Origin of the sequence: Streptomyces avidinii, assembly GCF_045161815.1 — a bacterium.
GTDB classification, from domain to species: domain Bacteria; phylum Actinomycetota; class Actinomycetes; order Streptomycetales; family Streptomycetaceae; genus Streptomyces; species Streptomyces avidinii.
The window spans coordinates 531,202-556,999 of the sequence record NZ_CP108863.1; the positions used below are offsets into that span (position 1 = coordinate 531,202).

Sequence of the window (25,798 nt, forward strand, 5' to 3'; positions counted from 1 at the left end):
GTCTACTCTCCCTGGTAGACAGTGTCCATGGACCAGGAGAGCCCGCTCCGGGAGCGGCTGATCGACGTGGGTGTGGAGCTCGTCATGAGCGAGGGCAGCGGCGCACTCGGGCTGCGGGAGATCGCCCGCCGGGCGGGCGTCTCGCACGGGGCGCCGCGCCGGTACTTCCCCACCCACCACTCCCTGCTGTCGGCGATCGCCCGGCGCGGGTTCGAGGATCTCGGCGTGCGTTTCGCGGCCGCGGCGGCGGGTGCGCGGGAGTCCTCCCCGCGCGAGCGGGTGCGGGCGATCGGGCGGGCGTACGTCGGCTACGCGCTGGAGCACCCGGGGATGTTCGAGCTGATGTTCCGCCACGATCTGCTGGACAGTGCGGGCCAGGCCGCCTCCGAGGGGCCGCGGCTGCGGGAGTCGACGCTCTCCATGTTCGATCTGCTCGTCGCGCTCGTCTGCCGCTGCGGGGCCGCCGAACCCTCGGTCGCCGCCGCCGCGTTGTGGGCCAACCTGCACGGCGTGGCGCAGTTGTGGCGCTGGGGCAGTCTGCCGCTGGTGCTCGGCGGGCCCCCGCCCGCCGACGGTGTGGAGCGCCTCGTCGACGCCGCTGTCGACGCGCACCTCGGTCCGGAGCCCGTATGAGGCAGCGCATCTCCCTCCTCGTCAGCGTGGCGGGAGCCATGCTCGTCGCCCTGGACGGCACCGTGCTGACCGTGGCCCAGCCGAGCCTTCGGCGCGACCTCGGAGCCAGCGTGGCGCAGGTCCAGTGGACCAGTACCGCCTATCTGCTCGCGGTGGCCGCGTTCCTGGTCGTGGCCGGGCGGCTGGGCGACCGGTACGGGCACACGCGGCTGCTCCTCGTCGGTGTGCTCGGCTTCGCGGCCGCCTCGGCCGGCATCGTGTGCGCGCCCGGCGTGGGCTGGGTGATCGCCCTGCGCGGCGCACAAGGGGTGTTCGGTGCGCTGCTGCAGCCCGCGACGCTGGCGCTGCTGCGGCTCGCGTACCCGCCCGACCGGCTCGCCACTCCGGTGGCCGTGCGGACGAGCGCGATCGGGGCGGCCGCGGCGGCCGGGCCGCTGCTCGGCGGCCTCCTGGTCGCCCACTGGGACTGGCGGGCCGTGTTCGTGATCAATGTGCCGGCGGCCCTGGTGATCGCCGGGCTGACGCTCGCCGTACGGGCCCCCGCGCCGCCGCGCGCGGAGCGCGGGCGGCTGGAGCTGACCGGTGCGGCCCTGCTCGCGACGGCCCTCGCGGTGTTCGTGCACGCGCTGGTCGGCGTGCCCGAGTACGGGTGGACCGCCGGGCCCACCGTCATCGGGTTCGCAGCGGCCGCCGGGCTCGCGGCCCTGTTCGTACGCCGTGAGCGGCGGGCCGCGCGGCCGTTCGTCCCGCACGCCGTGGCCCGGTCCACGGCGGTGACGGCCGCGATGGGGCTGCTGCTCGTCGTCTCCGCGGGCATGTTCGGGGCGCTGTTCACGGCCACGTTCCACCTCCAGGACATCGAGGGGCTGGATCCGCTCGCCACCGGCGTGCGGGTGCTGCCGCTGACCGCGCTGATGGTCGTGGGGGCGCCGGTGGCGGGCCTGGCCCTGCGCCGGTTCGGGCCGCGCCGGACCGCGCTGGCCGGTACGGGGCTGGTCGTCGCCGGGATCGCCGGGCTGGGCTCCGCGTCCCCGGTGGCCTTCGGGGTGCTCGGAGCCGGATTCACCACCGTCATGGTCACCGCCACCGGGGCGGTGGTCGGCGAGGCCCCGGCCGGGTACGCCGGAGTCGTCGGTGGGCTCAAGCAGACGGCCATGAACGTCGGCCCGGCCCTCGGGATCGCGGTCGCCGCGGGCTCCGGGCTGCACGGCTCGTCGCTGGTGGCGCTGGCCGCACTGGCCGCCGTAGGTCTGGTGGCGGCATCACTGCTGCCCGGCGGCGCGCGCCCGGCAGCTGCGGGCGACCTCATCGGCGAAGACGAGGGCGGGCGGGGCGAGGGCGGCCCAGCGGCGGACGGCCCAGCCGACCGCGAGGGGCGGCAGCGCGGGGATCGGCACGAGGCGCAGCGGGCCGTCGGAGCCGGGGACCCGCCAGCCGGGCAGCGCGGGCACGACGGCGTGTCCGAGCCCTAGTTCGGCGAGCAGCAGGGCGGTGTCCCAGTCGGCCACGCTGGTGTCGGAGCTCACCCGGATGCCGGCTTCGGCGAAGGCGGCGTCGAGGTGGGCGCGGGAGGCGGAGTTCTCGGGGAGCCGGATGTGCCGGATGCCGACGAGGTCGGCGGGGTCGAGGCGGGCCCGGGCGGCGAGGGGGTCGTCGGCGCCGACGGCGAGTACCCAGGGCAGTCGCATGACGGGGCGTTGCTCGATGCCGCGGACCGGGCCGCCGATGGTGATCCAGGCGAGGTCGAGGTCGTCGGCGGCGAGGGCGTCGAAGCAGCTGCGGCTGGAGTTCTCGGTCTGGAACTCCAGGCTGACCTCGGGGTGGCGGCGGCGGAAGGTGACGACGGCCTCGGACATGAAGTGCCGCACCGTCGTCGCACCGGTGGTGACGCGGACGGTGCCGCCGCCGCCCCGGACGAGGTCGTCCACGCGGCGCAGGGCGCCGTCGAGTCCGGCGATGCCGTCGGCGGCGGCTGCCTGGAGGATGCGGCCAGCCTCGGTGGGTACGACGCCACGGGCGTGGCGCTCCAGGAGGCCGGCGCCGGTCTGCTTCTCCAGGCGGCGGACGTGCTGGCTGACGGCCGACTGGGTGCAGCCGAGGTCGCGGGCGACGGCGCTGAGACTGCCGGCGCGGCAGACGGCCACGAACACACGAAGATCATCAAGGGTCACGAGATCCAAGGTATCGCTTGGGGATGGGGAGTAAATCGGAGGATTGACTTGGGTTTTGGATGGGACCAAGATCGATGCAGGGCCCGGGCGGCAACCCGTCCCCGCCTGTGCCCAGGGGTCCGGAACCCGGGCGCGGGCGGGGCCGGGTGTCGACCCACCCGACCCATCCGGCTCATCCGAGTCATCCGAGTCATCCCGCTCACCTGCCCCGCCCCGCCCCAACGATCGGAGGGACACACCGGTGCCTGATCACGCCGTCGCATGGTTGCGCGAGCTCGGTGCGCAGGAAGTCGCCCACCCGGGCGGCACACTCCTCGCCCACCTGGAGCGCGTACGGGACCTCCTCGCGTCCTGGGGTGCGCGGCCCGCGCTCCAACGGGCGGGCCTGTGCCACGCGTTCTACGGCACGGACGGGTTCCCCACCGCCCTGCTGCCGCTCGACCGGCGGGCCGAACTGGCCGCGGTGATCGGAGCGGAGGCCGAGGAGATCGTGTACGTGTACGCCGCCTGCGACCGCGCGGCCTCGTACCCGACGCTCGCCGGCGAGGAGCCGGCCTTCCGGGACCGGTTCACGGGCCGCGTCCACTCCCCCGCCGTGCAGCTGCGGCGGGACCTCGCCGAGCTGTCGGCGGCCAACGAACTCGATCTCGCGCGGATCGATCCGGCATTCCGCGAGGCCTACGGATCAGAACTCCTCGCCCTGTTCACGCGATGGCGCGCACTACTGGGCGAGCCGGCCCGGCGGGAGTGCCGGGCCGTACTCGGCGGCTGACAGGACAGCCGGTCAGGGTGCGGGGCGGCCGGTGAGGGTGATCTCGGCGGCGCTGGTCCAAGGGCCCCGGCCGCCCGCCTCGGTCAGCGCTCTCAGGCACAGGTAGCGGCCCTTCTTCGGGGGAAGGGCGGCGGTCTTGGCGGCCGCGGTGTCGGCGAAGGTGCCGGTCGCCACCGGTGGGCCCCAGTCGGCGGTGGTGTCGGACACGTAGACCTCGTAGCCGCCGATCCGGCCGTTGACGCCGCCGTCCTGGCGCGGCAGGTAGCCGAGGCCGTCCACCGCGTAGCGGGCGCCGAGGTCGATCTGGATCTCGTGCGGGAGCGCGGCGGGCGTACCCGAGGACCAGGCGGTGTGCCACTGGGTGGCCGGGTTCCCGTCGAAGGCGCGCACGGCGGCGCCGTTCTCGGCGGCGGTCTCCTCACTGTCGGCGTGGACCAGGGACCATGCCGACCGGTCGATCGGGGACGCGGCGGGCAGGGGTTCGGCCGCGGGCAGGCTGGTGCCGGTGGCCGAGACGGTGAAGGCGCCCGCCTTCGTACCGGTCTTGATCCAGAGCACTCCGGAGCGGTCCGCCGGGTCGAAGAACCAGCCGGACGCGGCGGAGTCGTAGGCGGCCTTGGAAGCCAGGCCCGCCACGGGGGCGCCGCCCACCGTGACGGTGGCGGGCGCGGTGGCCACGTGCAGGGTGAACTCGTAGCCGCGGGAGGCCGGTTTGCCGGTGTAGCTGCCGGTGGGCGCGCCCACGGAGACGGTGACCGCGCCGGAGCCGCCGGCCGGGGCGGTGACGCCGACCTGCTGACGGGCGTAAGCGCCGGATGTGTGGGCGCGGGTGCGGCCGTCGTCCTCGTAGAGGCTGAAGGAGGAGTTGCCGCGCGGGTGGATGTCGTAGGTGAGGGTGGAGACGGGCTTCTCGCCCGTGTAGTTCATCTGCGGCCACATCGGCACGACGGCGCCGCCCTTGACGAAGAGGGGCAGGGTGTCGAGGGGCGCCCGGTATCCGTTCAGCCATCCCGGGCCCGCGTACGTCCGGCCCGTCCAGTAGTCGGTCCAGGTCCCCGCGGGCAGGTAGATGCCGTCGCGGACCGAGGTGTCGGAGACGACGGGCGCGACGAGGAAGGAGTCACCGGCCATGAACTGGCCGCTGGTGAGGTTGCCGCGGGCCACCGGGTCATCGGGATACTCCAGGACCATGGCGCGGGTACTGGGTACGCCGCTCTCGTGGGCGATGCGGCTCATCGTGTACAGGTACGGCATCAACCGCATCTTGAGCTGGAGGTACTTGCGGTTGACGGAGAGGTAGGGCTCGGCGAAGCGCCAGGGCTGCTTGTCCTGGTAGCCGGCGGTCGGGTTGGTCGCGCCCCAGCCGGACATGGTCATGAAGGCCGGCGTGAAGGCCTTCCACTGGAGGTCCCGGGTGTAGGTCTTCGGGCTGCCGCCGAAGATGCCGTCGATGTCGCCGGCGGCGTAGTTGAGGCCGGAGAGGCCCGCTCCGGTGATCGCGGGGACGTGCCAGCGCATGTCGTCCCAGGTGCCGTGGGTATCGCCGGTCCAGACGACGGCATTGCGCTGGGTGCCCGCCCAGCCGTCGACGGTCCACACGAAGCGGCGGGCGTCGGAGTTCTTCTCGATCCCGTCCACGGCCTGCTGCACGCCGTTGAATGCGTACTTGTAGCCGCTGCCGATCCACGCCACGTCGGTCTTCACTCCGCGGCTGCCTGCCGTGCCCACCTCATCGGCGATGGAGCCGAGGCCGGTGGAGGTCCACAGGCCCGTCTGGAAGCCCTTGGCCTTCAGGGCGTCCACCGTGGACTTGAGGGGTGCGGTGTAGCCGCAGCCGTAGCCGTCGTTGGGCAGGAACCAGCCCGAGGGCATGTCGGCGGCCCGGGCGTCGGCCGCGTAGCCGACGACGTCGGGCGTGGTCAGGTGCCGCAGGCGGTTGTGATCGCCCTGGTAATCGGGGTTGGAGGCATTGAAACAGTCGGCATTGCCGAGCTCGAATCCCCACATCGGCGCCATGAAGGGCTTTCCGCTGACGTCGGTGTACGCGTCGAGTACGGACTTGAGCGAATCGCCGGTGAAGTACCAGGCGTCGAACCGCTTCTCGTCGTGCGTGAGGGTGGTGGGCGCGTTGAAGCCGTACGAGCCCGGGGCCCAGGTGTTGCGCATGACGCCGTAGCCATTGGTCGACATGTAGAAGGGGGCGGGACTGGCGTTGTCGTTCTCGCGCCACCTGTTGTCGACGGCGATCGGGACGGTCCTGCCGCGCAGGGCCCATTCGCCCAACCGCAGGCCGGTGCCGTAGAACTGCTCGTCCGCGCCGCGGGCCAGGTACTGGGTGGTCCGGTTGCCGGTCCAACTGGTGGGCTGGGTCTCCTGCCAGACGGGGGTGGTGTTGTCGGCACGGTAGACGGAGAACTGGAGAGGCTTCTTGTTGACGCGGATGGAGAGGGATCCGGTGGCGATCCGGTAGTAGGCGCCTGCGTCCGAATGGCTCGCGGTCACGGGACCGAAGTCGGTGGTGGGGGCGAGGTCGGAGCCGGCCGGGTCGTTGGTGAAGGAGCCGTCGGGCGAGAGCCACAGGCGGAAGATGTCGGCGCGGGCGAGGACCACGCGGGCCTTGGCTCCCCCGGAAGCGGTGATGGTGAAGGTGTTCCCCGAGCGGGTGAACCCGGTGACGTTGCCCGCGGTGGCCGTGGCGCCCGCGGCCCCGTAGGGAGCGGCGGAGGCGGCGGCCGAGGCGGGGGCGACGAGGGGGCCGGCGGCGGCCAGGCCCGTGACGGCGAGGGCGGCGGCGAGCAGGGCGGCGGCCGGGGTGCGCCACCTGCGCCGCCACCGCGCCGGGTGGACCCGGCTGCCTAACGGGCCCTGCGGGCCTTGCCGACCCTGGCTCCTGCGGATGCTTGGCAGTCTCATGGGGCAGCTCCTCGTGCGGTCCGGAACACGGGCACAGCTACTTGGCATGCTCCGGGCAAGATAGCGCTCCGACGGCTCGATGTGAAAGATGATGCTCGAAATCGACTTCCACCACGCACATTTGAGCATCCAACAGATCTCGGTGACCCCTGCGGATCGGCGGATGGGGTGCGGGACATCGTGGGCGACGCCGATTGGTGGTACTGGAACGCCGCTCCAGGCCGGTCGCCGAACCCCGCGCGACGGACATGCACGCACGGACCCTGGAGGCGCCGGCCCCGAGCGGAGTGGCCGAATCCCTGCTCCCGCTCAGGCGGCGCGTGGACGCGGTCGAGATGTGGTCGGGTCGGTCTGCGCGACGCCGTCTCCCTCGCGGCGGTGCTGACCACCGCCACCGCCCGCGGCGGCCGTCGTACGAGAGGCTGACCGCCTGCTCGCCGAGGCGGTCGCCGGACCCCGGCCGAATATCGGAAGTGGGCGCCTTTCCCGTCAGCTCAGCTGAGGTGTCGTCGGGCGAAAGGCGCCGTTCCCAAGACAAATGCAGTGAAGGCGACCAGTCGTTGGAGGCCGGGCTGAGCGGCGAGGTTGCTGTGCTGGATGCCATAGGTCGCGTACCGGTTGGCGGCGAGGTCGGTCGTCATGATGACGCAAACGAGCTCCGTCCCTCGACGTTTGCCGCTGATCAGAAGCGCGGCTGCGAGCAGGTCGAGGAGCGCCGGCGAGGACCAACGGATCGTCCCAGCCGCTGGCGCGTCCCGTCAGCCAGTTGACGGAAGATGATCTCCCTTCGTGAAAGGTGGAGATCTGACAGACGCGCAGTGGCCCGGCTGGAGCCGTTGTTGCCAACGGGCAAGAAGCCGGGACGGCCTCCGAAATGGACCCGGCGACAGCTGATCAACGGCATACGGTGGCGGACACGGACCGGGGCGCCCTGGCGGGATGTGCCGGAGCGGTACGGTCCCTGGGGCCGCGGGTACGACCTGTTCCGTCGCTGGCAGCGGGACGGCACCTGGAAACGCTTCCTCGCCGAACTGCAGGCCCGGGCCGACGCGAAGCATCTGATCACGTGGGACATCAACGTCGACTCCACGGTGTGCCGGGCCCACCAGCACGGCGCCGGGCGCGGAAAAAGGGGGAACTGCAGGTCGAGCCGCCAGGCGGTGTCGACATCGAGCCGGCCGACCACGGCCTCGGACGCTCGCGCGGAGGTCCGACCACGAAGCTGCACTGCCGTCGAGCAGGGCCAGAAGCCGATGTCGTTCGTGATCACAGCCGGGCAGCGCGGGGACTCTCCACAGTTTGAGCCTGTACTGAAGGGGACCCAGGTACGTCGTCCGGGACCGGGCAGGCCCCGCACCCGCCCGAGGGCCGACTACCGTGAGCGCCACGCGGTGGAGTGTGGCATCAACCGCCTCTAGAGACACCGGGCGGTGGCCACCCGCTACGAGAAGCTCGCCGTCCGCTATGAAGCCACCGTCCTCGTCGCGGCCATCAACGAATGGCTGTGACCGGCAGGGAAATCAGATCGCCCCACCGCGGTGTGACCGGGAAAATCGCCTCATGACCACAGACTTCACCGTGCGCCCCGCCCGACCCGCCGATGCGGGCCGCCTGGCCGAACTCCGATGGACGTTCAAGCAAGAAGACCACGAAGGGCGACCACCCACCCCCGCTCGGCCCCTGGAAGAGGCGGAGCACTGGATCCACGACCGGCTCAGGGATGGCTACTGGTTGGCCTGGGTCGCGGAGACCGAAGGCGAAATCTGCGGTCACGTCTTCCTCTGTCCGGTGGAGCGGATGCCGGAGCCCTACGAGGACAACAACCCGGTCGGCTATGTCACGAACTACTTCGTCCTGCCGTCACAGCGAAACAAAGGAGCTGGCTCCGCACTCCTTGAGGCGCTGAAGCGGCATGCACGCGGCGCAGGCCTCGAGGGCTTGATCGTCTGGCCTTCAGAGCGCAGCAACCCGCTCTATCGGCGCCTCGGTTTCCAGCCCCCGGACGAACTGCTGGAACTTCCACTCGACACCTGACGAGATCCTCTTCCGATACACCCTTTAAACGGCGTCCGGGCGCGGTGGGGTGGCCGCCAGGACCGGTGGGGCCGGGGAGGACCAGCGGTGGCCGCAGGGGTCGAAGAGCAGGACCACCGGCCGGCCCGGGCGTTGACGCCACGAGATGCGTTCCGGTGCGTCCGCGCACACCGGACAGCAGGGCAGCGGGCGGGGCTCCGGCAGGCACTCGGGGGCGGCCGTGAGCGGCGTGGCGTGCTGATCGCGCATGGAGGCTCCCTCGTCGTGCGGTTGGACTGATCGCACTGTGCCATGGACGGGCCACTGTGCGCACGGGCGAATCGTCCAGTGTTTTGGCTGGTCAGAGGTGCGGACAGCAGGAGGAATCCGGTCCTCTTACGGGCACTTGGTGATCAACCGCTCGCGCCCCCGGCCTCCACCAGTCCCGATTCGTACGCCGCGATCACCGCCTGCGCGCGGTCGCGGACGCCCAGCTTGCCGAAGATGCCGGTGATGTGGTTCTTGACCGTGGAGACGCTGATGTCCAGTTCCGTGGCGATCTCGGCGTTGGCCCGTCCGGTGGCCATGAGCCGCCAGATCTCCAGCTCGCGCGAAGTGAGTTCGACGGGGGTGCGAGCCGCCCACGACCGCGGCCGCTCGGGGGTCCGTACGTAGGCGGAGAGGAGCCGGCTGAGCAGCCGCGGCGCCACGGCGGCCTCGCCGGTGTGGACGATGCGGACCGCGGCGATCAGCTCCTCCGGGGATATGTCCTTCGGCAGGAAGCCGTACGCGCCGGCGCGCAGGGCGGCGACCACGTACTCGTCCATGTCGAAGGTGCTGAGGGCCAGGACCCGGGTCCCGGGGAGGGTGCGCGCGAGTTCCTCGGTGGCCTTGACCCCGTCGAGGACCGGCATCCGGATGTCCATGACCACCACGTCGGGGCGGAGCTGCTGGGCGAGCGCCACGGCCCGGGCACCGTCCTCGGCCTCCCCCACGACCTCGAACTCCGGGTCGGGGCCCAGGATCAGGGCCAGGCCGCGCCGTACCAGCGGCTGGTCGTCGGCGATGAGCACACGGATCATCCGTGCCGTTCCTCTCTCTCGCCCGCTCCCGCGCCCGGGAGGGGTGCCGGGACCGGGACCGGGATTCGGGCCGCCACCCGGAATCCGCCGCCGGTGAGGGCGGCGGCCTCCAGGGTTCCGCCCTGCAGGGCGACCCGCTCGTGCATACCGATCAGACCGTACCCGGAGCGGGCGGCAGAGCGCGGGGGCGGTGTCGGCGCACCCGCTCCGTCATCGCGCACCTCCACGCCCACCTCGTCCCGCTCGTAGGTGAGTCGTACGTGGGCCCGTGCCCGGCCCGCGTGCTTGCGGGTGTTGGTCAGCGCCTCCTGCACGATGCGGAAGACGGTGAGGCCCACGCTCGGCGGCAGAGCGCGGACCGGGCCCTCCACCGTGAACTCGGTATCCGTCCCCGCCAGCCGGGCCTCGGTGATGATCCGGGCGAGGTCGTCGGCTCCGGGCTGCGGCGCCGGCGGGGTGTTCTCCGGTTCCTCCCCCGCCCGCAGCACGTCGAGGAGCTGCCGCATCTCGCGCAGCGCCATCCGCCCGGAGTCCTCCAGGGTGACCAGGGCCTCCCGGGACGCCTCCGGGTCGTACGCCAGGTTGGCCCGGGCCCCGCCGGCCATCAGCTGCATGGTGGTGATGTGGTGGGCGACGATGTCGTGCAGTTCGCGTGCGATCCGGCGGCGCTCCTCGGCCACCACCCGGTCGGCGAGCAGCAGCCGCTGGGCCGCTGCCTCCCGCTGCCGGTGGTTGACCACCCAGGCCGCGGTGACGGTGATGAGAGCGGCGGTGGCGTTTCCGACCAGTCCCCACCAGCCGAAGGGCAGCGGCCAGCCGCTCTGGCCCGCGGCAGCGAGCGGCGCCGCCGCGGCCGCGGTCACCGCGACGACGGCGGGGCGGTTCGTCCTGGCCACCGTGTACAGGGCGATCGTCAGGCTCAGGGTGAAGTGCGGGGACAGCGGAGCCGCCAGGTTGACCAGGGCTCCGAGGGCCAGTACCGCGGCGAGTACGAGCAACGGGCGGACGCGTCGGGCCAGCAGGGTCATCGCCGAGACCATCAGCAGGGCGGCCGCGGTGACGCTGAGGGTGCCGCCCTCCGTGAGGGTTCCCAGGGAGAAGCCGACGAGGTCGGCGGCGCCGGCCGCCACCGCGACGAGTGCGTCGTTGCGCGTCCACGGCCCCCGGTCCCCCTCGGTGTCCGCGCCCGTACCCGCATGCGTACTCATGACCCCACCCATGACCCCACCCGCACCCACACCCACACCCGCATCCATGACCACGCCCGTGCCCGTATCGCCCCCGTGCCGCCGGTCCTGCTCCCGGTGGTCGCGACCCATTCTGGCACCGGCCGCCCCCCTTGCCGCCCGACTGCGGTCGGGGTTCGTACCAGGACCTGAGTCCTGGTCGGCGGGGGCGGCCGGACCCTGGTCCCGGACTGCGGATCCTCCTGCGACCTGACGTTTCGTCCGCTCTCCCCTGATGGTCTGGATGCGGGCCGGGAACTCCCGGTCCGCATCGCACAGACCGGAGGAAACCAGTGATCCGCGCCCTGACCGGATTCTCGACGAGGAGTCCGTGGAAGGTGATCGCCCTGTGGGCGGTCCTGGGACTGGCGGCGGCCGTCCTGGGCCAGGCGTTCGTCTTCCGCGCCATCCAGACCGGCAGCGGCGGGTTCCTGCCCGCGCACTACGACTCGGCGGCCGCACTGCAGATCGCCGAGGAGCGGTTCGGCGCCGATCCGGACGCCAATCGGCTCACCGTGCTGGTGGCCCGGTCGGACGCCGCGCCGCTCACGGCCGCCGACGAGCGGCGCATCGACGCGCAGGCCGCGCAGTTGTCGCGGCAGCGCGTCGTCATGCCCCGCACCGAGGACACCATGCCCCTCGCGCAGGACCACTCGCAGGTCCCCCGGGTGAGTTCGGCCATGACGGCGCCCGACCGCTCCTTCCGGCTGCTGTCCGTCGAGCTGACCGGGAACCCCGCCGATCCCGGTGTGCAGGAGACCTACCGGGCCTTCCGGGACTCGGCGCGCGACCGGCTGGCCGAGGAGGGCCTGCGCACCGGTTTCACCGGCGGGATCGCCGACCGGGTGGATTCCATGGACGCCGAGAAGACCCGGTCGATGGTCGTCGGCGTCGCCATGCTCCTGGTCATCGTCCTGCTGCACGTCTTCGTCTTCCGCAGCGCCATGGCGGCCCTGCTGCCCCTGCTCGCGGTCACCGTCATCGGTGGCGCGGCGGCGGGCGTGGTGGTCGGCGCCGCGCTGCTGACCGGGACCGGACTGGCCGAGTCCACACCGAGCCTGATCAGTGTGGTGCTGATGGGCATCGGCATCGACTACTTCCTGTTCCTCCTCTTCCGTTTCCGGGAGCAGCTGCGCGAACACCCCGAGCAGTCCGGGCGTGAGGCGGCCGCCCAGGTAGCCGGGCGGGTGGGTACGGCCATCACCTCGGCGGCCCTGACCATCGTCGCGGCGTTCGCCACGCTCGGGGTGGCCTCCTTCGGCCAGTTCCGGGTCCTCGGGCCGGCCATCGCCCTGTCCGTACTGGTGATGCTGCTGGGCAGCCTGACCCTGATGCCGGCCCTGCTGGCGGTCACCGGCCGCAGGATGTTCTGGCCCTCCCGGAGCCTGAAGCGCGAGCCCCGCCGGGGCTCCGCCGCACGGATGGGCGACCGCGTCGCCCGTCGGCCGTTCGCGCTGGTCCTGGCCTCGGTGGCCCTGCTCGGCACACTGGCCGCCGGGGTCGTGGGGATCCGCATGGACTACGGCCAGAGCGGTGGCGGCGGGGAGCGCACCGCCGCCGTGGCCACCGCGGCCGAGATCTCCCGCGCCCTGCCGGCCGGCGTGTCGGACCCGACGAGTGTCTTCGTCACCGCTTCCGACGGCACCGTCCTGAGCGCCGAACGCCTCGGCGGGCTGTCCGAGGCGCTCGCCCGGGTCGGCGGCGTGGGCCGGGTCGCGGACACCGTACTGACCGAGGACCGGCGGGCCGCGCGGATCGACCTGTTCCTGACCGCCGACCCGCAGCGACAGGAAGCACGCGACCTGGTGACGGGACCCGTCCGGGCCGCGGCCCTGGCACACACCCCCGCCGGTACGGAGGCACACGTGGGCGGCACAGCGGCGATCTTCGCCGATATCGCGACGGCGGTGGACAAGGACCTGCGGGTGGTCTTCCCCGTGGCGGCGGCGCTCATCGCGCTGATCCTGCTCGCCCTGCTGCGCAGTCTGCTGGCGCCGGTGGTCCTGCTGGCCGCGGTCGGGCTCGGCTTCGCCGCCACCCTCGGCGCCTCGACGCTGGTGTTCCAGCACGCCCTGGACCGACCCGGGGTGGACTTCACCCTGCCGCTCGTGCTGTTCCTGTTCGTGGTCGCGCTGGGCACCGACTACAACATCCTGATGAGCGACCGGATCCGGGAGGAGATGGCCCGGCCGGGTCCGGCCCGCGCCGCGGTCGGCCGTGCCGTCCGGCACACGGCGCCCGCCATCGCCACGGCGGGCCTGGTACTGGCCGCCTCCTTCGGGAGCCTGGCGGTGACCCCCGCCCCGTCCACCCAGCAGATCGGTTTCGCGACGGCGCTCGGCATCGTGCTCTCCGCCTTCGTCCTGTCGATCGTGCTGGTGCCCGCGCTCGCCACCCTCCTGGGCCGCTCCCTGTGGTGGCCGGTGCGCCCGCGCCGGTCGGGCACGGACACCGACGACGCCCACGACACACACGACACCGAACAGCAGCGGTCCCCGGACCGGGTACCCGTCGGCTGAGCCGCCCCGGACAGGGCGAAGGCGCCGCCGCACGCGGGACCGTACGTCGTACGGGGCCCTGTGTGCGGCGGCGCCTTCGCCGTCCGGCTGCCTCGGATGTCAGGCGAGCCGGTCGACCTCGGGGTGGTCCTGGAGCCAGGCGCGGACCGCCTGCTGCTCCTTGCCCTTCCCGGTCTCCTGGATCTTCGCTTCCAGGCCCGTGAGCTGCTCCTCGGTGAGCTTGAAGGACTTCAGCCATTCGGCGACCTTCGGCTCGTCCTCCGCGAAGCCCTTGCGGGCCAGGGTGTGGATGCCGTCGCCCTTGCCCCAGGCTCCCCGCGGGTCCTCGAGCTTGGTCAGCTCGTAGGAGGAGTAGGCCCAGTGCGGGGACCACAGCACGACCGCGACGGGCTCCTTCTTCTCGTAGGCCCGCTTCAGCTCGGCGAGCATGCCGGGCGTGGAGCCGTCGACGACCTTGTACTCGCCGTCGAGGCCGTACTCCCCCAGGACCTTGTCCTTGAGGATCGACATCGCGCCGGCGCTCGGCTCGATGCCGATGATCCGGCCCTTGAACCGGTCCGCCTTGCCCTTGAGGTCGGCGAGCGAACGCACGTCCTTCATGTAGGAGGGCACGGACAGCTCCAGCGAGGTGGGGCCGTACCAGGAGCCGAGGTCCTCCAGCTTGTTCCCGTACTTCTCCCAGTACTGGGCGTGGGTGACGGGCAGCCAGGCGTCGGTCTGGAAGTCGAGCTGGCCCCCGGCCAGGCCGGTGTACAGCGCCCCGGCCTCCAGCTGGCGGGCGTCGACCTTGTAGCCGCGGCGCTCCAGGAGCTCCTTCCACAGGAAGGTGGAGGCGATGCCCTCGTCCCACGGGATGTAGCCGACGGACAGGGTGCGGCCCTTGCCGATGTTCGCGGCCCCGGCCGGGCCCTCCTCGGCGGTGGAGCCGCCGAAGGTGTTCAGGCCGCCCGCGACGAGGGCCAGGACGACGGCGCCGCTGATCGCGTACGCGGGCTGCGGGCGGTGGTTCCACAGCTTGGCGGCGCCGGTCGCGGCGGCCCGCGCCTTGGCGAGCGTACGTCGGCCGATCGGGGAGACGTGGCGGCCGAGCGCGCCGGTCATCCGGTCCAGGTACATGGCGAGGATGACGATGGAGACGCCCGCCTCGAAACCGAGGCCGATGTCGACGTTGCCGATGGCCTTGTAGACGGCGCCGCCGAGTCCGCCGCCGCCGACCATGCCGGCGATGACGACCATGGACAGGCCCAGCATGATGACCTGGTTGACGCCCGCCATGACGGTGGGCAGGGCCAGCGGGAGCTGGACGCGTACGAGGGTGTCGCGCGGGCTGGTGCCGAAGGCCTCGGCGGCCTCGACCAGTTCCGCGTCGACCTGGCGGATGCCGAGCTCGGTCATCCGTACGCCCGGCGGCAGCGAGAAGATGATGGTCGCGATGATGCCGGGCACCACGCCGACCCCGAAGAAGATGATGCCGGGGATCAGGTAGACCATGGCGGGCATGGTCTGCATGAAGTCCAGGACCGGCCGCAGGAGGGCGCTGACCCGGTCGGATCTGGAGGCCAGGATGCCGAGCGGGATCGCGAACGCCAGCGTGACGAGCGTGGCGACCAGGACCAGCGACAGGGTGGACATGGCGTCCTCCCACAGGCCGAGGGAGTCGACCAGCGCGAAGCCCGCGAAGGCGAGCAGGCCCGCCAGCAGACCGCGCAGCCACCAGGCGGCGACGGCGAGGATGCCCGCGAAGAGCAGCGGGGCGGGGGCGGAGAGGACGGCGTCTATGCCGTCGTAGAGGCCGGTGACGAGGGCACTGATGGCCTCGAACAGCCAGGAGAGGTGGCTCTGGAGGAAGTCGACTCCACTGTCGACCCAGGCGCCGAGATGAAGGCGGGGCATCAGGCGGCCACCTCCGCGCAGTACATCGGGGGCCGTTGTTCGTCGCCGATGAAGGCGATGAGGCGGTCCTGGGGTACGGAGCCGATGACGGAGCCGTCGGCGCCGGTGACGGCGACCGCGTGCGGGACGCGGGCGCTGACGGCGCACAGGTCGGCGAGCGGGGTCCCGGCGGTGACGGTGGGGCAGTCGCAGGCATCGGCGGCCGGCTCCGGATCGTCCATGACGGCGTCGGCCGTCAGGACCCGGGAGCGGTCCACGTCCTGGATGAAGGAGGCGACGTAGTCGTCGGCGGGGCGGGTGAGGATGTCCTCGGCGGTGCCCTGCTGGACGATGCGGCCGTCGCGCATGACGGCGATGCCGTCGCCGAGGCGCATGGCCTCGTTGAGGTCGTGGGTGATGAAGACGATGGTCTTCTTCAGGCTCTTCTGGAGCTCCAGCAGCTGGTCCTGCATATCGCGGCGGATCAGCGGGTCCAGCGCGCTGAAGGACTCGTCCATCAGCAGGAGGTCGGCGTCGGTGGCCAGGGCCCGGGCGAGGCCGACCCGCTGCTGCATGCCGCCGGACAGCTCATCGGGCCAGGAGTCCTCCCAGCCTTCGAGCCCGCACAGGGCCAGGGCCTCGGCGGCGCGGCGCTCGCGCTCGGCGCGCGGCACGCCCTGTACCTCCAGTCCGTAGCCGGCGTTCTCCAGCACGTTGCGGTGCGGGAAGAGGGCGAAGTGCTGGAAGACCATGGAGATCTTGGTGGACCGAACGTGGCGCAGCTCGCGCGCGCTCAGCCCGGTGAGGTCCTGGCCGCCGAAGAGGATGCGTCCCGAGGTGGGTTCGAGGAGGCCGTTGAGCATGCGCAGCAGAGTGGACTTGCCGGATCCCGAGAGGCCCATGACCACGAAGATCTGGCCGGGCTGTACGTCGAAGGAGGCGTCGATCACGGCGGCGGTGGTCCCGTCGGCGCGCAACTCGTCGCGGTCGGCGCCGTTGCGGAGCGCGCGGACGGCGGCTTCGCTGTCGGCGGGGCGCCTCCCGAACACCTTGTAGACGTGCTCGGCCTGGAGCGTGGACACATACACCTCACGGGTCGTACCAAGTACGGCGCGCGCCGGCGGACCGGCGGGGCCGTGGAGCGGGACGGGATCTGCCCGTGTGCGCCTCGGCTCCGGCGCAAGTGGCCGGAGGACGTGGTTCCGCTCCAGCAGCGCCGATTCCCGGCATTCACCCGAGCAAACGCAGGGGTGATCCTCCTCACGTACCGAGTACGCAAGCCCCGTACGAGGATCCGTGCCGGGGGGACGGGAGGCGGTCGGCGACCCCTGCCGGTACTCCGGTTCCCGGGAGGCGAGTTGAGGCCGGAACCCGGCGGCCGGGCCGACCGCCGGGTCCGGAACGCGGCCCGACGGGGTGTGTCCGAGGCCACAGTTGGGTCGCGCGGTCCAGGCCGTCTCTTTCGGATCTTGTCGGCCGAGCCCGCGGCGTCCGGTGCCATGGGGTCTCCCCAGGCCCGCAGGGGCCGAGGGGAAGGATCGCAAGGCGGAGGGTCGTCCTGGTACTGGACGTACCGGGGCGGGCCCGACAACGCGGCGAGGTGCGGTGCCGGACGCCGCGGGCCCGGCAAGATCCGGAAGAGACGGCCTAGGTGATGCGGAAGCCGGTGGTCGCGTGTCCGCGGCGGTCCCGGTGGAAAGTGAGGCGGTCCCAGGTGGGGAAGGCCAGGTCGGTGACGGCGAGCAGGCGACCGGAGCTGTCGTGCAGGGTGCGGCGCACGGTCAGGCCACAGGTGGGGGCGGTGGCCTGCGGGTGGGTGACGCGGGTCATCGTGAGCGTCTCGGCAACCCTGCCGCCCGCGGCGGCCCGGTCCAGCCAGCGGTGCACGGGGGTCAGGTCCTGCTCACGGGCGCTCGCCGTCCGGTTCCGGAGGGCTGCCAGCTCCGGGCTGCGCGCGACGGCCCCGGGGCCGAAGTAGGTGACGGCGTCCCGGAGGGTCTCTCCGGCCGGGCCGCGTTCGCGGTGGTGATGGACCAGGGTTCGGTCTCCGCCCGCCATGCCGAGGAGGGCGGCGAGCGAGGGCGGGACGGTGACGAAGGCGACCCAGCTCCTGGTCGCCGCGGCCGCGGCGGAAGGCATCGCGGCCGGGAGCGCGGGGACGGAAAGGACGGCGGGGACGGCGGGGACGGCGGGGCGGGTGCCGCGGCGGCCGGTGACGACGAGGCCGTCCTCGCGCAGGTACTGGAGCGCCGCCCTGATGGTCTGCCGGTTGACCTGGTAGCGGGCGGCGAGACTGCGTTCGGACGGCAGCCTGCCGCCGGGGGCGTGTGCGGCGCGGTCGAGATCGCGGCGCAGTGCTGCGGCGATCCGCTGATACTTGGGCATGGCGGCCTGGCCGCCGCCCCGCGAAGGGGAGGGCATGGCTTCTCCTCTGACGGGTGGTCAAGGACTGCGCGGTCTGCCCGACCAACGTAGCATTGGTCTATACCTTTCCGTGAGGGCGGATCGGGCGCGCGCCCCGGCTTGGCCGATTCCGCACCCGCACCCGACCGCCCCTCGAGGAGGTCGACAGGACGCGGAGCGGCCGCGCCGCCGGCGGCCGACGCGGGCGCCGACAGGCCGGACCCCTCGGCGAACCGACCGAAGTCGCACACGCGGGCCCGCCGACACCGCGGATCGCGCATCGAAGTTCCTTGACAAGGAAAGTAGTTAGCCGCCATATTAACTCCATGACGAGGGACGACATCGACGGCGAGGCGCCCACGCTGGACCAGGCCAGGCGACAGGTCGAGCACTACGGCCTGGAGGTCGATCCACAAGCGGTACTGGTCGCGGTGCGACTGATCTCGGCGGGCACGAGGGTCGGCCGGGCGGCCGAGGCGCACTTCGCCAGGTTCGGCCTGTCGACGGGGCGCTACCGCCTGCTCGCCGACCTGGAGGACCACGGCGGGGAGAAGTCGCCCTCACGCCTCGCAGTCGACCTCGACGTGTCCAGGGCCACGGTCACCGGCCTGCTGGACGGCCTCGAACGCGAGGGCCTGATCACCCGCCGCCCGTCCACGGAGGACGGACGGGGCACCGTGGCCGTCCTGACCGCGCGCGGGGCGCAGCGCCTGCGCGACATGGCGTCCGATCATTTCGGGCGGCTCGAGGCGATGGTGGGCGGGCTTTCCGTCGAGGAGCGCGCGGTGTTCCTGGATCTGCTCGCCCGCGTCGTGCGCGGCAGTGCGGCCCTGGCCGCGGACTGACCCGCCCCTCAGTCGTTTCGGCCCCGCTCCTTGAGCAGGGCCCCTTTTTTCGGGCCAATAGTTAGCTACCTAATTACTTTCGCCCTCGTACGAACGAGAAAGAGGCCAGCATGTCCGCGACGAAGCACAGAACCGGCCGAAACCGAGCGGCCTCCCGACCCTCCCGGCCCTCCCGGCCGTTCACCCTGTGGCGTGAGGTGCTGACCGCCTACGCCGCCCCCGCGCTGACGGCCGGCGCCGCCGGGGTCGTCACCGGCCAGCAGGACCTGGCCGTGGCCGCCTGCACCTCCATCGCCGGTACCTCCGCCGTGGTGGCGTTCCTGGTCGGCACCTGGCTGCGGCACGGCGGGCAGCCCCGGCGGTGGACGATCACCGCGCCGCGCGGCGTGCTGACCGCCGCACTCGTCATCACCGCCGTGGGCACGGCGGCCCTGCTGGGATGGTTCGCCGGCCAGTGGATACCCACCCACACCGCGGTCCCCGCCGCCCCGTGGCTGGAGCGCCTGCGCATGGACCTGCCCGTCTCCGCTGCCCTCGCCACCACCATCGTCACCCTGCGCTGGCGCAGCACCACCGCGGCATCCCCTGCATAGGCAGCCTGCCCGGCGGCGTCCGTCGCCGGGGAAGTCACCAAGGAATGAGCACACGATGATCGTTGTCATGGGAGCGACCGGAGCGACCGGAAACGCCCTGCTCCACAGTCTCGTCACGTCCGGCGCACCCGTCCGCGCACTGACCCGTACCCCGCACGGGCCGGTCCTCGGCACAACCGGCGCCCACCGGCCGCCCGTCGAGGTCCAGTACGCCGACGCCACCGACCCCCACTCCCTGCGCACCGCCTTCAAGGGCGCCGACCAGCTCTTCCTCGCCATGGCCAACAGCCCCGCACAGGTCGAACTCGAAACCCGCGTCATCGACATCGCCGCCCATGCCGGTATCGGACACATCGTCAAGATCTCCGCACCGGCCGCCGAACCCGATTCCCCTGTCGCCATCTCCCGCGGACACCACGCCATCGAGGATCACCTGCGGGCCAGCGGCCTCACCCACACCGTCCTGCGCCCCTACGCCTTCATGCAGAACCTCCTGCGCCTGGCTCCCACCGTCGCCCGGGGCGTCATCCTCGGCACGACGGGCGACGCGCCCTGCAACCAGATCGACTGCCGTGACATCGGCGACGTCGCCGCCGCCGCTCTGACCAGGCCCGACATCGCCGGCGGCACCTATACGCTGACCGGTCCCGAAGCCGTCTCCCACCCCGAACTCGCTGCGCGACTGACCGTCCTGACCGGCCGGCCGATCCGCTACGCCGACCTCACCCCGGACGAACTGCGCGCCCACCTCGTCCACACCGCCCACATGCCCACCTGGCTCGCCGACCACGTGACGGAGATCCAGCAACTCGCCGTCACCCGACCCGAGAGCCCCACCACCGCCGTCATCGACATCCTCGGCCGACCGCCCCGCACCCTCGACGCCTTCCTCCACGAGCACCGCGCCCACTTCCGCCCGTAGGACGTCGCTGCGCACCGCGGGCCCGGCAGGATCCGGAAGAGACGGCCCAGGCCGTCTCTTCCGGATCCTGTCGGCCGAGTCCGCGGCGTCCGGTGCCGTGCCCGGCAAGGCGGAGGGGCGCCCTTGTACTGGACGTACTCGGGCGCCCCGACAACGCGGCCGGGTGCGGTGCCGGGCGCCGCGGGCCCGGCAGGATCCGGAAGAGACGGCCTACGCGCGCAGCGGGTTCGGCAGGGGGAGGTAGCGGGCGTCCGCCCCGTCCGCCCGTGTCCAGCGCAGCAGCAGGTTGGTCTTGCCCGGTACGGTCGCGGCGGCGATCAGCTCGGCGATCTCGGGGAGCCCGCGGGTGCTCTCGTAGTGCTCGAACTCCTCCCGTGCGGCCTGCCACAGGACCTGCGGGATGTCCGGATACCGCCCGGCCAGCGCTCTCGCGATCTCCATCAGGTTGTTGACGACCAGGCAGTAGACCAGGCGCTGCCAGGCATCGGCCCGCGGCAGCTCCGGCAGCAGCTTGACCCCCTCCGCGTCCCGGAAGAGGGCCTGCACCGGCAGTCCGTCCGCGTCGACGGCGACCACGGTGTTCTGGAGGTGGGCCTCCAGCACGATGCGGTGCCGGGCGAACAGTTCCAGCACCGGCGGCACCACCTGCCGCAGGTAGGCCCGCCACCACCGGACCGGGTCGGCTTTCCCGGTGGGCGGGCTGCCGGGGTACCCCTCGGCGAGCGCGGCGGCCAGCAGCGGTGTGGACCCGGGCACGGTCCGGCCGTGCAGGCCGTCGCGGACCAGGACGGCGAGCTCCTCGAAGGCGAAGGCCGCGGTGCGGTAGCCGCGGTCGGCGAGCCAGGCCGCCGCCGAGCCGGTCCGGCCCAGGGCGGCGAAACCGGCCTCGACGGCCGCGTCGGTGCGGCGGAGCTTCAGCAGGTCGTGGCGCCACAGCCGGCGCACGTCGTTGGTGATCCGGACGTCGAGGCTGAACTTCACGAAGAGGTCGGCCGCCGGGTCCGGCGCGTACAGGGTCCGGATCGAGGCGGTCGGCCAGACCGGCCGTCGGCTCTCGCCCAGTCGCAGCAGCCGCCTGTCGGCGAAGGCCTCGCGCACGGCGGGCTGGTCGCCGACCAGGTCGAGCTGCCAGGGATGGGCGGGCAGCAGCCGGTAACCGGCGGGAGCGCGGGGCCCGCCGAGGGTGTCGGCGAGCGAGTCGATCGCGTCCGAGGCGGCCGGACCTCCCGCCTCGACGACTTGGTCCTCGCGCAGCCCCAGGAGGACCAGCGGGAACCGGGCGTACGCCTCGGGCGCGTACGGCAGCCAGCTCCCGGCCGGGGCCCCGCCCCGGGCCTTGGGGGCGGGGTGGTGCGGGTGGCCCATGACCAGGGACTGCTCGGAGCGCAGGTACGGGTCCGCCGGGGGTTCGGCGGCGGCCCGGGCGGCCAGCAGCGCGGCGATCGCGTCCCGGCTGTCGGTGATCTCGACGGGGAGCTCGTCGTTGGGAAGGCCTGTGAACCGGGCCAGTTCGTCGGAGACGAGTTTGACCAGTTCGGCGTGGCTGAGCGGGTGCCAGCCGTCCGCCGCGCGCAGTTCGGGGCGTGCGGGCCGGCGCCCGCCGCGCACCCGGAGCAGCCGCCCGCTGCCGCGCAGCCGGTGGACACGCCCATCGGTCCCCGCGCCCGCGTCGTATCCCTCGGCGGGTTCGGCCGCCTCCCTGAGCAGGCAGTTCAGGAGCGGGGTGGCGGCGTACGCGTCGGCGGCGGTGTTGAGGTCCACTGATTCCATTCGGTCCATCCGGTGCGCCGGAGGTTCGCAGAACGCAACCACCAGCCGTGATCTTCGGTATCCGCAATCATTACTTGATCATCCCGTAAAGCGATATTCCGATGCCGGAGCCTCAGCATGCATCTTTCCCCCTCCCCGGCCGAAGAGGCCGTCGCCGCCGAACTGGCCGGTGTACGACCGTCGCTCGGACCCTCGTACGCGGCCGCGCTCGACGGCGCCCGGGCGGCCGTGCTGACGCGGCTCTGGCGGGCCCTGGCCTTCGAACCGCTGCCCTGGGTCGTGGGCCGCGAGCGGGTACCGGACGGGCTCGCGCTCCTGCTGGCCGGGGGCGCCCGGCTGGAGGGCCCGCTGCCCGATCCGTACGCGACCGGGCCGTACGTGCGCGAGCTGCTGCTCGACGGCCGGTCCCACCGGCAGGCCGCCCGGCTGGTGACGGCCCTCGGGGTGCCGCACGGGGAGCAGTTCGCAGCCGAGCTCGACGCCTGTACGGCCTCCCTCGCGCTCTCCCGGGCCGGTCAGCCGCCCGCCACCGGCGATTCGGCCCCGGGGACCACCTGGGAGTGGGAGCAGCGGGTGGTCGACGGGCATCCGTACCATCCGAGCTGCCGTTCCCGGCCCGGTTTCTCGGTGGCCGAGCAGCTGGCGTACGCACCCGAGCACCGGCCGGTGGTGGAGCTCGGGCTGGTCGCCGTACGGGCCGAGGAGTGCCTGGTCACCGGCGACTGGCCGGCGGAGCTGCGGGACGCGGGACGGATCCTGGTCCCCGTACATCCGTGGCAGGCGGCGCACGTCCTGAAGCACGAGCAGGTGCGCCCCGGCTTCGCGGCGCACCCGCTGATGGCCCTGCGCACCCTGGCTCCCGCCGACGGCGGGGCGCACGTGAAGACGGCGCTGAGCGCCCGGCTGACCTCATCCGTACGGGACATCTCCGTCTACTCGATCGAGACCGCGGCGGCGGTCTCCGCCTTCGCCCAGGGCCTGACCGAGCGGCTCGACGGCCGGCTGCACATCACGCGCACGCTGGGTGCCACGACCGCGCACAGCCCGGACCTGGCGGCCGTGCTGCGCGAGCCGCCGGAGGTGTACGCGGACGCCGCCGCCGGTGAGCGGGTGCTCCCGGTGGCCTCTCTGGCCTCCTTCGCGCCGGCGCGCTCGGCGGCCTGGCGGGCCGAGTTCGCGCGGCTCGCGCTCTCGGTGTGCATGCGGGTACTGGACCTCGGGGTGGCTCTGGAGGCCCACGGCCAGAACCTCCTCGTCGTCCTCTCCCCCACCGGCGCCCCGCTGCGGCTGGTCTACCGCGACCTCGCCGACATCCGGATCAGCCCGTCCCGGCTGGCCCGGCACGGGCTGCCGGTGCCACCCCTGTCGGGCAGGCTGGTCACCGACGACGTGACGGTGCTGCGGCGCAAGCTGTTCGGGTCCCTGCTGACGGGGGCCCTCGGTGCGACGGCGGGCTCGGCCGGTGCCTTCGCCGAGGCCCTCGCCGAGGCGGCCGCACTGCCGGCCGGCGCGGACACGGAGGCACTGCTGACCGGGCCGCTGCCCACCAAGGCGCTCACCCTGATGCGGCTGAGCCCCGGGGTGCCGGGCGATCAGTGGGCGCACCTGCCCAATCCGCTGGCGGGAGGGTGAGCGGGAGCACGTGCGCGGTTTCCCCTCCGACGGGCTGCGGAGGCTACTGTTCAGGGGCATGACAGAGACCTCGTACCTGAGCTCCGTACGGGCGTCCTACGACGCCGTCGCCGTCGACTACGCGCGGCTGGTCAGTGCCGAACTGGCCGGAAAGCCGCTGGACCGGGCCATGTTGGCCGCCTTCGCCGAGTACGTGCGCGACGACGCGGGCGGTGGGGGGCGGGCGGTGGCCGACCTGGGCTGCGGCCCGGGACGGGTGACGGCACATCTGGACGGGCTGGGTGTACGGGCCTTCGGCGTCGACCTGTCCCCGGCGATGGTGGCGGTGGCCCGGCGGACGTATCCGGGGCTGCGGTTCGAGGTGGGCTCGATGGCCGCCCTGGATGTGGCCGACGGGGTCCTCGGCGGGGTGCTGGTCTGGTACTCCACCGTGCACACGCCGCTCTCGGAGCTGCCCTCGCTGTTCGCCGAGTTCGCTCGGGTCCTGGCGCCGGGCGGCCACCTGCTGATCGCCTTCAAGGCGGGTGACGAACAGATCCGGCTGGACCACGCGTACGGGCATCCGGTCGACCTCGACGTGTACTGGACGCCGCCCGGGCTGATCGCCGACCTGCTGACCGGGGCCGGACTCACCGAGGTGGCCCGGCTGGTGCGGGAGGCGGCCGCCGACGAGAGGTCGCCCCAGGGCTTCCTGCTGGCCCGCAAGGGAGAGCGTCCGGTGCGCCGCGCCGACACCCCGTAGGGGCGGCGTGCGGCGGCCCTTCACCGGTCGCGGGACGTTTCTCCGGTCCGTCAATAGGACAGGCCGATCACGCCGAACCGTTTCGGCTGTGCGCCGTTCAGGGGGCACCCCGGTGCCTGTGGGACCCGCCTGCACGGCTATCGCCCCGGGCGGTGGCAGGAAGGAGGTATGAGCCTCCATCGCCGCCAGGTCCTGGGCAGCGCGGCCGCGGCCGTCCTCGCCACCGTCGGGGCGGCGGCCCGGACCCCGGACTACGGTGCGCTGGCGCGCGGGCTCGACGGGCGCGTGGTGCTACCCGGGGACCCGGACCACGCCGAGGCCCGCCGGCTGTTCCAGCCCCGGTACGACTCCGTCGCCCCGGCCGCGGTGGCCTATCCCGCGCACGCCGGGGACGTGGCCGTCTGCCTGGACTTCGCCCGGCGCTCCGCCGCGCCCGTGGTACCGCGCGGCGGCGGGCACAGCTACGCCGGCTGGTCCACGCGCAGCGCCGGGCTGGTCGTCGACACCGGAGCCATGGCGGACGTGTCGGTCGACGGGGACGGCGTACGGATCGGCGCGGGGGCCCGGCTCGGGGACGTCCACGCGGCCCTCGCCGGGCGGGGGAGGTCCGTCCCGACCGGGCTGTGCCCCTCCGTCGGCATCGCCGGCCTCACCCTCGGCGGCGGCCTGGGCCTGGCCTCGCGCGCCTACGGCACCACCGCCGACCGGCTCACCGGCGCCCGGGTGGTCACCCCCGACGGGCTCGTCCGCGAGGTCTCCGCCGACCGGGATCCGGAGTTGTTCTGGGCCCTGCGCGGCGGTGGGGGCGGCAACTTCGCAGTGGTCACCGAGTTCCGCTTCCGCGGGCACCCGGCCGGCGCGTGCGCCTTCGCGGAACTCCACTGGACGGGCGCGGAGTCCGCCGCCGTGCTGCGCGGCTGGCAGCGCTGGCTGGCCGCGCTGCCGGACCCGTTCTGGAGCCAGGTGGAATTCACCGTCGAGGCGGGGGCCGGGGCTGCGGTGCCGCCGGCGGTGCGGGTGGTGTGCCTGGACGGACGCCAGGAGCTGGAGCGGCAGTTGACCCGGTTGTCGGACCTGGTCGGCGGGGCGCCGCGGGACAGCTGGATCGTCGTACGCAGCCACGAGGACACGGTGCTCGCCCTGTCCGGCTGCCTGGAGCTGAGCCCGGCGCAGTGCCGACTGCCGGGAACCCTGCCCGGCCGGGACCCGCAGGGGCGGCTCGGCCGGGACTCGTACGCCGCCCGGTCCGACTTCTGGGCGGGCGGCGGACTGCCGGACGCGGCGATCGGCGCGGTCCTCGACGGCGTCCGGCGGTACGGGACGAGCGTCCCCGGGGGCGGGCGGGGTGTGGTGCAGTTCGACGGGGTCTGCGGCGGCGCGGTGAACCGGGTCCCGGCCGGCGGCACCGCCTTCGTGCACCGCGACAGCGCCTTCCTCGCCCAGTACCTCGCCTACTGGCCCGAGTCCGCACCGGCCGCCGAGGTGGCCCGGCACCAGGACTGGCTCGACGGGCTCTGGCAGGCGCTGCGCCCCTGGGCGAGCGGGCGCGCGTACCAGAACTACATCGACCCGAAGCTCACCGACTGGCGCGAGGCCTACTACGGCGCGAACCTCGCCCGCCTGCAGGAGGTCCGGCGTGCCTACGACCCGGACCGGCTCTTCCGTTTCCCCCAGGCCGTTTAGGGAGTGT

Annotated in this window: 20 protein-coding genes and 1 pseudogene; 12 read left to right on the plus strand and 9 right to left on the minus strand. The window is 73.0% G+C overall.

Annotated features, from left to right (window positions below; genetic code table 11):
- Nucleotides 1-27: 27 nt before the first annotated feature.
- Both OG373_RS02515 and OG373_RS02520 read left to right on the plus strand, forming a co-directional pair.
- Nucleotides 28-633, plus strand: a complete 606-nt coding sequence (locus tag OG373_RS02515; RefSeq protein WP_405435465.1) for a TetR/AcrR family transcriptional regulator — start codon at nucleotides 28-30, stop codon at nucleotides 631-633.
- Nucleotides 630-1,934: pseudogene (locus OG373_RS02520) on the plus strand (MFS transporter); the annotation flags it as partial. The gene OG373_RS02515 and the pseudogene OG373_RS02520, both read left to right, overlap by 4 nt.
- Here the strand turns inward: OG373_RS02520 and OG373_RS02525 are convergent.
- A complete protein-coding gene (locus OG373_RS02525) occupies nucleotides 1,896-2,804 on the minus strand; it encodes a LysR substrate-binding domain-containing protein (RefSeq protein ID WP_405435467.1) in 909 nt (302 codons plus the stop codon). The pseudogene OG373_RS02520 and the gene OG373_RS02525 sit on opposite strands and share 39 nt — an antisense overlap.
- Nucleotides 2,805-3,045: 241 nt before the next feature.
- On the opposite strand from OG373_RS02525, the gene OG373_RS02530 reads away from it, so the two are divergent.
- On the plus strand, nucleotides 3,046-3,576 hold the full coding sequence (locus tag OG373_RS02530) for a DUF6817 domain-containing protein (protein ID WP_405435469.1): 531 nt from the start codon (nucleotides 3,046-3,048) through the stop codon (nucleotides 3,574-3,576).
- 12 nt (nucleotides 3,577-3,588) lie between these two features.
- Here OG373_RS02530 and OG373_RS02535 read toward each other — a convergent pair whose 3' ends face one another.
- Entirely contained in the window at nucleotides 3,589-6,489 is a 2,901-nt protein-coding gene (locus OG373_RS02535; RefSeq protein WP_405435471.1) for a TIM-barrel domain-containing protein, read from the minus strand.
- Nucleotides 6,490-7,265: 776 nt separating this feature from the next.
- Between OG373_RS02535 and OG373_RS02540 the strand changes: the two genes are divergently transcribed.
- Together OG373_RS02540 and OG373_RS02545 are read left to right on the plus strand one after the other, a co-directional pair.
- The gene (locus tag OG373_RS02540; protein ID WP_405435472.1) at nucleotides 7,266-7,907 is read left to right on the plus strand and encodes an IS5 family transposase; all 642 of its coding nucleotides are present in this window, start codon (nucleotides 7,266-7,268) and stop codon (nucleotides 7,905-7,907) included.
- Between the two features lie 142 nt (nucleotides 7,908-8,049).
- Nucleotides 8,050-8,523, plus strand: coding sequence for a GNAT family N-acetyltransferase (locus OG373_RS02545; protein WP_405435474.1), 474 nt, complete (start codon nucleotides 8,050-8,052; stop codon nucleotides 8,521-8,523).
- 24 nt (nucleotides 8,524-8,547) lie between these two features.
- Here the strand turns inward: OG373_RS02545 and OG373_RS02550 are convergent, their stop codons facing one another.
- From OG373_RS02550 to OG373_RS02560, 3 genes are all read right to left on the minus strand, one after another.
- Nucleotides 8,548-8,772: a hypothetical protein gene (locus OG373_RS02550; RefSeq protein ID WP_405435476.1), complete on the minus strand. Its 225-nt coding sequence runs from the start codon at nucleotides 8,770-8,772 to the stop codon at nucleotides 8,548-8,550.
- 143 nt (nucleotides 8,773-8,915) lie between these two features.
- A complete protein-coding gene (locus OG373_RS02555; RefSeq protein WP_405435477.1) occupies nucleotides 8,916-9,584 on the minus strand; it encodes a response regulator in 669 nt (222 codons plus the stop codon).
- Nucleotides 9,581-10,792: a sensor histidine kinase gene (locus tag OG373_RS02560; protein WP_405435479.1), complete on the minus strand. Its 1,212-nt coding sequence runs from the start codon at nucleotides 10,790-10,792 to the stop codon at nucleotides 9,581-9,583. The genes OG373_RS02555 and OG373_RS02560 overlap by 4 nt, the downstream gene beginning before the upstream one ends.
- 356 nt (nucleotides 10,793-11,148) lie before the next feature.
- Here OG373_RS02560 and OG373_RS02565 point away from each other — a divergent pair, with 356 nt between their 5' ends.
- Complete coding sequence (locus OG373_RS02565) at nucleotides 11,149-13,329, plus strand: MMPL family transporter (RefSeq protein ID WP_405435481.1); 2,181 nt, start codon at nucleotides 11,149-11,151, stop codon at nucleotides 13,327-13,329.
- Between the two features lie 99 nt (nucleotides 13,330-13,428).
- Here the strand turns inward: OG373_RS02565 and OG373_RS02570 are convergent, their stop codons facing one another.
- From OG373_RS02570 to OG373_RS02580, 3 genes are all read right to left on the minus strand, one after another.
- Entirely contained in the window at nucleotides 13,429-15,222 is a 1,794-nt protein-coding gene (locus OG373_RS02570) for an ABC transporter permease/substrate binding protein (protein ID WP_405435483.1), read from the minus strand.
- Nucleotides 15,222-16,283, minus strand: a complete 1,062-nt coding sequence (locus OG373_RS02575) for a glycine betaine/L-proline ABC transporter ATP-binding protein (RefSeq protein ID WP_405443909.1) — start codon at nucleotides 16,281-16,283, stop codon at nucleotides 15,222-15,224. Before OG373_RS02575 ends, OG373_RS02570 begins: the two co-directional genes overlap by 1 nt.
- Before the next feature lie 565 nt (nucleotides 16,284-16,848).
- The gene (locus OG373_RS02580; protein ID WP_405435485.1) at nucleotides 16,849-17,622 is read right to left on the minus strand and encodes a GntR family transcriptional regulator; all 774 of its coding nucleotides are present in this window, start codon (nucleotides 17,620-17,622) and stop codon (nucleotides 16,849-16,851) included.
- A gap of 308 nt (nucleotides 17,623-17,930) precedes the next feature.
- On the opposite strand from OG373_RS02580, the gene OG373_RS02585 reads away from it, so the two are divergent.
- The 3 genes from OG373_RS02585 to OG373_RS02595 all read left to right on the plus strand — a co-directional run bounded on the left by OG373_RS02585 (nucleotide 17,931) and on the right by OG373_RS02595 (nucleotide 19,964).
- Entirely contained in the window at nucleotides 17,931-18,449 is a 519-nt protein-coding gene (locus OG373_RS02585; RefSeq protein ID WP_405435487.1) for a MarR family winged helix-turn-helix transcriptional regulator, read from the plus strand.
- A 110-nt stretch (nucleotides 18,450-18,559) separates the two neighbouring features.
- The gene (locus tag OG373_RS02590; RefSeq protein WP_405435489.1) at nucleotides 18,560-19,042 is read left to right on the plus strand and encodes a hypothetical protein; all 483 of its coding nucleotides are present in this window, start codon (nucleotides 18,560-18,562) and stop codon (nucleotides 19,040-19,042) included.
- Nucleotides 19,043-19,097: 55 nt separating this feature from the next.
- Complete coding sequence (locus OG373_RS02595) at nucleotides 19,098-19,964, plus strand: NmrA family NAD(P)-binding protein (protein ID WP_405435490.1); 867 nt, start codon at nucleotides 19,098-19,100, stop codon at nucleotides 19,962-19,964.
- A gap of 210 nt (nucleotides 19,965-20,174) precedes the next feature.
- Here the strand turns inward: OG373_RS02595 and OG373_RS02600 are convergent, their stop codons facing one another.
- On the minus strand, nucleotides 20,175-21,743 hold the full coding sequence (locus OG373_RS02600) for an IucA/IucC family protein (RefSeq protein WP_405435492.1): 1,569 nt from the start codon (nucleotides 21,741-21,743) through the stop codon (nucleotides 20,175-20,177).
- Between the two features lie 108 nt (nucleotides 21,744-21,851).
- On the opposite strand from OG373_RS02600, the gene OG373_RS02605 reads away from it, so the two are divergent.
- The 3 genes from OG373_RS02605 (at nucleotide 21,852) to OG373_RS02615 (ending at nucleotide 25,791) form a co-directional block, all read left to right on the plus strand.
- A complete protein-coding gene (locus OG373_RS02605; RefSeq protein WP_405435493.1) occupies nucleotides 21,852-23,366 on the plus strand; it encodes an IucA/IucC family protein in 1,515 nt (504 codons plus the stop codon).
- 58 nt (nucleotides 23,367-23,424) lie between these two features.
- Nucleotides 23,425-24,108, plus strand: a complete 684-nt coding sequence (locus tag OG373_RS02610; protein ID WP_405435495.1) for a class I SAM-dependent DNA methyltransferase — start codon at nucleotides 23,425-23,427, stop codon at nucleotides 24,106-24,108.
- Between the two features lie 168 nt (nucleotides 24,109-24,276).
- Nucleotides 24,277-25,791: an FAD-binding oxidoreductase gene (locus OG373_RS02615; protein ID WP_405435497.1), complete on the plus strand. Its 1,515-nt coding sequence runs from the start codon at nucleotides 24,277-24,279 to the stop codon at nucleotides 25,789-25,791.
- Nucleotides 25,792-25,798 lie beyond the last annotated feature (7 nt).